This is a genomic window from Brunnivagina elsteri CCALA 953, from assembly GCF_002289455.1.
In the GTDB taxonomy this organism is placed as follows: domain Bacteria; phylum Cyanobacteriota; class Cyanobacteriia; order Cyanobacteriales; family Nostocaceae; genus Brunnivagina; species Brunnivagina elsteri.
In genome coordinates this window covers 1-1,335 of sequence record NZ_NTFS01000755.1, presented here as the reverse complement: position 1 = coordinate 1,335, position 1,335 = coordinate 1, and the positions used below count along the sequence as shown (strand labels likewise).

Here is a 1,335-nt window from a genome sequence, read left to right as displayed (position 1 = left end):
GGTACGCAAACCGCAATTGCATCCCAAATTTTTAATGCAAAAGCTGACTATGTTTTAGCGCTTAAAGCTAATCATCCTACCCTTCATGGACAAGTAAAAAACTGGTTTGAGCAACAGTTGCTCCAAGACTTTGAAGGAATTATTCACAGTTTCGACGAACGGGTAGAGAAAGGGCATCATCGTACTGAAAAACGACAAATTTGGTGTGTTCCTGTTTCTCAGTTGCCACCTCTACATAATCATTTGGATTGGGCTGGGTTGAAATGTGTAGTTATGGTTGTGCGTGTGAGGCATCTATGGAACAAAACAACCCGTGAAGTTCAGTTTTACCTCACTAGTTTGGACTGCGATGCTTGTAAATTAGGGCAAGCTATTCGCCTCCATTGGAGCGTTGAAAATGGTCTACATTGGACTCTAGATGTCACATTCAATGAAGACGCTTGCCGCGTCCGTACAGGTCATGCTCCACAGAATTTGTCTTTGCTGCGTCGAATTGCGCTTAACGCATTAAATTTGGAGCAATCGTTCAAGCGTAGCACTCGCCAAAAATCAAATCGGGCGGCTATGGATAACAACTATATGCTGACGATTCTTGCTGCTTGTTTATCTAATCATGATACTTCAAAAGCTTGTTGTCAATAGGGTTTGAGATGCGCTTACCCTGACCTTATTACGAAGGCAAAGAAAGCGATTGGAATCAACAAATGTAGAAGCTGTTTTACAGAGTCTTGATTATTTAGCGAGTCAAGCAAGTCTTGCCGAAAGTCGAGAAAAATTGATGGGTTTTGAAGGTGCTGGTGCGGCACAATATTTTAGTGTGTTGGGGGATTGTTTGACAAATTCTGATTTTGTTTTTACATCCCGTAGTCGTCGTCCTCCGGGTAATCCGGTGAATGCAATCTTGAGTTTTGGGTATCAAGTTTTGTGGAATCATCTATTAGCTTTAATCGAGTTACAAGGGCTTGACCCTTATTATGCTTCCCTCCATATTGCTCATGATAGACATGCGGCTTTAGCGTCCGATTTGATTGAAGAATTCCGCGCTCCGATTGTGGATTCGCTGTTGTTGTGGTTGGTAAATAGTCGGGTAATTGATGCTAAAAATGATTTTGACTATCGAGATGGAGGTTGTTTTTTGAATGATACGGGACGAAAAAAGTATTTGCAGGCATTTTTGCAACGGATGGAGGAACAAATTCAAGATGATAATGGAGGGAAACAGCCACGTTGGGATTTATTGACGCGACAAGTTAAGGCTTATAGAACCCATTTGATATCTCAAGAGGAGGCTAATCTGCGTAGTAAGAGTCGGAGAAAGCAAAGATGAATTTTGGT

1 protein-coding gene and 1 pseudogene are annotated in these 1,335 nt (G+C 41.7%); both read left to right on the top strand.

The features are described from left to right. On the top strand, positions 1–642 hold a 642-nt coding region (locus CK510_RS30470; protein ID WP_143289532.1), incomplete at its 5' end, for an ISAs1 family transposase. Positions 643–667: 25 nt separating this feature from the next. Continuing rightward, positions 668–1,327 (top strand): annotated as a pseudogene (cas1, locus tag CK510_RS30465) (CRISPR-associated endonuclease Cas1); the annotation flags it as partial. Positions 1,328–1,335 lie beyond the last annotated feature (8 nt).